This is a genomic window from Moorena sp. SIO4A1 (genome assembly GCF_010672065.1).
Classification (GTDB): domain Bacteria; phylum Cyanobacteriota; class Cyanobacteriia; order Cyanobacteriales; family Coleofasciculaceae; genus Moorena.
In genome coordinates this window covers 1-4,458 of record NZ_JAAHHX010000019.1, presented here as the reverse complement: position 1 = coordinate 4,458, position 4,458 = coordinate 1, and the positions used below count along the sequence as shown (strand labels likewise).

Annotated in this window: 8 protein-coding genes; 2 read left to right on the top strand and 6 right to left on the bottom strand. The window is 43.8% G+C overall.

The genetic code is table 11. From position 1 onward, the window contains the following. Positions 1-155: 155 nt before the first annotated feature. The 3 genes from F6K53_RS15825 to F6K53_RS15815 all read right to left on the bottom strand — a co-directional run bounded on the left by F6K53_RS15825 (position 156) and on the right by F6K53_RS15815 (position 1,381). The gene (locus F6K53_RS15825; RefSeq protein ID WP_293061237.1) at positions 156-320 is read right to left on the bottom strand and encodes a ribbon-helix-helix protein, CopG family; all 165 of its coding nucleotides are present in this window, start codon (positions 318-320) and stop codon (positions 156-158) included. 17 nt (positions 321-337) lie between these two features. Further along, positions 338-703: a hypothetical protein gene (locus F6K53_RS15820; RefSeq protein WP_293081312.1), complete on the bottom strand. Its 366-nt coding sequence runs from the start codon at positions 701-703 to the stop codon at positions 338-340. Positions 704-829: 126 nt separating this feature from the next. Further along, the gene (locus tag F6K53_RS15815; protein ID WP_293081309.1) at positions 830-1,381 is read right to left on the bottom strand and encodes a hypothetical protein; all 552 of its coding nucleotides are present in this window, start codon (positions 1,379-1,381) and stop codon (positions 830-832) included. Between the two features lie 596 nt (positions 1,382-1,977). On the opposite strand from F6K53_RS15815, the gene F6K53_RS15810 reads away from it, so the two are divergent. Continuing rightward, on the top strand, positions 1,978-2,118 hold the full coding sequence (locus F6K53_RS15810; protein ID WP_293081306.1) for a hypothetical protein: 141 nt from the start codon (positions 1,978-1,980) through the stop codon (positions 2,116-2,118). 245 nt (positions 2,119-2,363) lie between these two features. On the opposite strand, the gene F6K53_RS15805 is transcribed toward F6K53_RS15810, so the two are convergent. The 3 genes from F6K53_RS15805 to F6K53_RS15795 are packed head-to-tail and all read right to left on the bottom strand — an operon-like array spanning position 2,364 to position 3,431. Next, positions 2,364-2,876, bottom strand: coding sequence for a Uma2 family endonuclease (locus F6K53_RS15805; protein ID WP_293081304.1), 513 nt, complete (start codon positions 2,874-2,876; stop codon positions 2,364-2,366). Positions 2,877-2,935: 59 nt separating this feature from the next. Next, complete coding sequence (locus F6K53_RS15800) at positions 2,936-3,241, bottom strand: hypothetical protein (RefSeq protein ID WP_198954003.1); 306 nt, start codon at positions 3,239-3,241, stop codon at positions 2,936-2,938. Continuing rightward, on the bottom strand, positions 3,213-3,431 hold the full coding sequence (locus tag F6K53_RS15795) for a hypothetical protein (RefSeq protein ID WP_293081301.1): 219 nt from the start codon (positions 3,429-3,431) through the stop codon (positions 3,213-3,215). The genes F6K53_RS15800 and F6K53_RS15795 overlap by 29 nt, the downstream gene beginning before the upstream one ends. A 610-nt stretch (positions 3,432-4,041) precedes the next feature. Between F6K53_RS15795 and F6K53_RS15790 the strand changes: the two genes are divergently transcribed. Then, positions 4,042-4,404, top strand: coding sequence for a hypothetical protein (locus F6K53_RS15790; RefSeq protein WP_075896837.1), 363 nt, complete (start codon positions 4,042-4,044; stop codon positions 4,402-4,404). The last annotated feature ends 54 nt before the right edge of the window (positions 4,405-4,458 follow it).

Genomic DNA, 4,458 nt, shown 5'->3' with positions numbered 1-4,458 from the left:
ACAGGGGGAAATCCCCATGAGCAAGTGCATTAAGACAATGATTGCCTTAGTTCCAAAAAAAAGTTTTTCCTACACCCTACACCCTACACCCTACACCCTACACCCCACACCCTACACCCCACACCCCACACCCCACACTGTTACCCCTTCTCTCATTAGTCCTTGGGTGGTATGTCACCTGCCTGCTCAGCTTTTTTTATTGCTCGTTTAAGAATTAGTACTGCCATTTGGGACAAGGAGCGCTCTTCGGCATCTGCCAATCGTTGAAGCGCTTCTTTGTCTTTTTCTTCCATATAGAGAGTTACGGTTACTTTAGCCATATCATTAATAATAATTTTTACTCTGGGTTTTTACCCAAATAAACATAAATTAACACAAATAAAAAGAAACTATATGTTATTCCATAAATTGTAATAGAAAGCTTTCTGCACACCCAATCGATAGGTAGCTTTCTCCCTAACCAAGAGCGCAAGTTAACTAGGGTCGGGTCTGGGGAATGCCAATGAATTGAGCACTCAGAGTTGGGCGATAACTCTCGCATTAACTCAATAAAAATTCGGGATATACCACCAAATTTCTGGATGGCAAACATTTGATGGTCGTAGAGAATATCCATGGTGAGTTTTGAGTTGTAAACAGTTCCGTAGGGTGCGTTAGGGACGGGCTCACCCTCATTTTCCGCCTCTAACGCCAGGGTTGGCACAGCCCGTCCCGTAACGCACCGCTAGTATTGGAACAGCCCGTCCCGTAACGCACCACCGGGTATATATACTAATCCTTGTCTTGATGCACCCGTAAATCAACGACACGTTTTCTAATTTCCAGAGTTTTATTGTTGAATACGTTCAAAAATTATATTGTAAGTATGACTCCCGTTGAGGTATTCCATATTTCCTGTTGCTTTTTGAGCATTTTGACATGTGCCCTCACCCTCTAATCTTTCGCCTGAAAAATGATACCAATCTAAATTCCATGTATCGTTTTTATTATAGTTGATTTGAATTCTTACAGGATTATTGGGAAACTTATGAGGATATATAAGACTTGTTCCTGAGATTTCTTCTAGGTTCTTGTTTCCAGGATATGGATGCTTAAGAAGATACACTATCCCTGTTACCAATATATCTTCACCACTTTCTATGATATTTATATCTTCGACTTCGCCAAACTCTAGATGTTCAAGATCTGTACGATTATATTTTGTTAAAATTCTTGGATTGTTATTGAATAACGATTTGCAATGCCCTTTTGGACAAGTTTGGTTTATAATTGGAATCAAGCATCTGATTTCTGATGCAAAAAGACCGACGACAATACCAACAGCGGAAAGAATCAAGCCTATTGCAGTAGTTGTTTTGTTCCAATTAAATTTATTTAGCATAATTTTCTTTAATGTACTTCATGAGTATGGTATATAATATTTTTCAAGTTTACTAATAATCATCTCTGAAATCAAATAAAAAAGATAGAGCACAGTAACCTTTTGGGGTGCATATCATTGTCTTGATGCAAAGCGCGAGTGGGGGAAACCACGGCAAAGCGCGAGTGGGGGAGACCCCCAAGACCGCGCTGCCTCCCCAAGACCGCGCTGCATCGCTTTTGCTGTTTGACCCGGTGGTGCGTTACGGGGCGGGCTGTGCCAACCCTGGCGTTAGAGGCGGAAAATGAGAACCCCCCCTAACGCACCCTACTGGCGTGGCACACCTAAAAACGTAGGTTGGGTTGAGCGGTAGGGAAACCCAACAAAGCGTTACTGGTGTTGGGTTTCATTCTTCAACCCAACCTACGCGGCGTTGCACCAAATTAGCTGTGCCACGCCACTACTGGCGTGGCACACCTAAAAACGTTTGTTGGGTTGAGCGGTAGGGAAACCCAACAAAGCGTTACTGGTGTTGGGTTTCATTCTTCAACCCAACCTACGCGGCGTTGCACCAAATTAGCTGTGCCACGCCACTACACAAAATTTTCAAATATGAGATGCACCCACCTATTGCCTATTGCCTATTGCCTATTGCCTATTGCCTATTGCCTATTGCCTATTGCCTATTGCCTCTTGCCTATTGGCCTTTGGAAGTATCTTCACAACCGATATCCAAACGCTATATCAGGTTCTTTTAGTTGATTACTATTTGTCTCTAAATTATGATAGACTTTACTCAATTGATGTTCACGCTCTGAGCCAGAAACCATTAGGAATAAATTAGCGCTTGTCGCACTCCCTAACGTTAGCGGAAGCGCNTAGCCGAGGAACAACTATGGCAACATTATCAATATTTAGAGCATATTATCAGAATCGCCAAAGCTAGGGCATTTTTGAAGCTAAAGGCTAAGGCTCAATGAGCAAAACCTATATTCCTGTCGCCCTACAAGTATCTGGGTAAACGTAACCTAAATCCAGGCAATAGATTCTCAGCAGATAATTCCGTGGGAAGGTTTCGCACCACTACCTCTTGCCCTTGACAATAAATTTCCACTTGCTGCTGTTGGGGATTAATCAACCATCCCAACTGTACCCCTACATCCCTATATTCCCCCATCTTAGAACGCAGCATTTCCAAATCATCCGTTGCTGACCTTAACTCAATCACAAAATCCGGTACAATCGGGGGAAACTTGCGTCTTTGTTCTGGGGTAAGGGCTTCCCAACGTTCCCTTTGAATCCAAGCGCAATCAGGAGAACGATTTGCGCCATTGGGCAACTTAAATACAGTGGAGGAACTGAAAGTATAACCGAGACCAGTTTGCCGATTCCAAATTCCCAAATCGATAATTAAATCTGCTCTTGCCCAATCGGGCAAGGTGGTTGAATCAGTAGAAAGATAAGCCCAGTGTGCCAACAGGTAGGCTATCATTGATAAAATCAGCCAACGGTACATCCCTAGTTTGGTTTGCGCAAGCTAGCGATGCAGTCGCTTAACGATGCTTAGCAGCTCTTTTACCAGCCCTCAATAGGCCACCTGCGCTTGCCCCACCAGTTGATAGTGCTGGCTTTCATAGGTAATGTAGAGAGGACAAAGCGCTTCTTCCATTTGCCGTCACGCTTGAGATAGAACCAAGAAATGGAAACAACTTTGGGTTTGCCCTCAAGCCGAACTTGTTGCCCTCGCTTGTAGAGACTAGATAGTTGGCGTCCATCAACCAGTTTACGGTCACGGCGGACTCCAACTACAGCGTGATATCTGAGCTTGCGGATGCCTCGCCAAAATTCTACACTACAGAAAGCGGTATCTGCTAATACCATCACCAGCAAAGCGATGAGTTAAGGTTTTAGGCAATAGTCGTACCAACCGCAAACCTAGTTGTGCTTGTGTTGTTGTGCCAATACCGCGAAAGACTCGGAAATTCCAAGGCCACCGCCGATACCACCACCAGGTACAGCACGACCAGGTGCAATCGAAGTTTGCGATTGAAAACACTGATGAGGGACTCATTTGCTTTGAACTTTCCTCGTAACTCTTAGCTAGTCAAGTCAATAATTACCTGCAAACATGGTCTTCGTCATGCAAGGTTTGTAGGATAGCAGTTCGGCTATAACTCCTTGTCGCACCTGTCGAATCATTTCACGGGTTGACCAATGGTATTCATTGAGAAATCGACAATTGGCGCTAGCAGAAATGACCTTGACAATATTCTGGCAGTGGATGTCCTATAGCTTGTAAAAACAATCCTAGTAACGGGCTGTTTGCTATCCCGTTGGTAGGCACTCGGCATCAATCCGAGTAGGGTATACACGCTCGCTTTGGGCGTGGGCAAGAATTGAAACCAAAGTTCAAGCTATCTATTGTTTCTATTGTTTGCACGCCCTTTTCTCTCATCTGTGCCTACTGCTTGGCAAGTGGTTCATTTGTACTAGTGCAAGAGGTGAGATGACCAACTCGACATCCCCAATCCCTCATCCCCGGCAGGCGGAGACTATTTAGTATCAGTGCCAATTCAGACTGCCTTAAAAGCTGCCCTTTACAGGATTTCAAAGAGTCCTACATCCATGATTGAATCACTAGAATGGATTTAAAGCCATAACAATCCCAGAAAGAAAAGCTAATGGAAGTTACCTTTGATCTACCTGATGAAGTAGTAACTCAGCTTCAACCCTTTTGTGATCAGCTACCTGAAATCCTAGCCTTAGGATTGCGAGAATTTAATGCTATTCCTCAAGAAGGTTTTTCCGGTATGGCTGAAGTTTTGGAATTTTTGGCAAGTCTCCCTACAGAATCAGCTATTATTGCTCTACGGCCCTCAGAAGCCTTACAATCTCAGCTATCTATCCTCTTAGAGAAAAATCGGACAGTGGGTTTGACTCCAGCAGAAGAACAGCTCTGGCAACATTATCAATATTTAGAGCATATTATCAGAATCGCCAAAGCTAGGGCATTTTTGAAGCTAAAGAAAACTGAGGCTCAATGAGCAAAACCAGCAGGGATTTTCAAGCAGCTGTACCAGCCCGTAACTTTGTTTACT

What these genes read in the sequence shown, in the direction of transcription:
- F6K53_RS15800 (WP_198954003.1), bottom strand. Translation starts at nt 3,241, where the DNA reads ATGGTATTAGCAGATACCGCTTTCTGTAGTGTAGAATTTTGGCGAGGC.
- F6K53_RS15815 (WP_293081309.1), bottom strand. Translation starts at nt 1,381, where the DNA reads ATGCTAAATAAATTTAATTGGAACAAAACAACTACTGCAATAGGCTTG.
- F6K53_RS15790 (WP_075896837.1), top strand. Translation starts at nt 4,042, where the DNA reads ATGGAAGTTACCTTTGATCTACCTGATGAAGTAGTAACTCAGCTTCAA.
- F6K53_RS15810 (WP_293081306.1), top strand. Translation starts at nt 1,978, where the DNA reads ATGCACCCACCTATTGCCTATTGCCTATTGCCTATTGCCTATTGCCTA.
- F6K53_RS15825 (WP_293061237.1), bottom strand. Translation starts at nt 320, where the DNA reads ATGGCTAAAGTAACCGTAACTCTCTATATGGAAGAAAAAGACAAAGAA.
- F6K53_RS15805 (WP_293081304.1), bottom strand. Translation starts at nt 2,876, where the DNA reads ATGTACCGTTGGCTGATTTTATCAATGATAGCCTACCTGTTGGCACAC.
- F6K53_RS15795 (WP_293081301.1), bottom strand. Translation starts at nt 3,431, where the DNA reads ATGAGTCCCTCATCAGTGTTTTCAATCGCAAACTTCGATTGCACCTGG.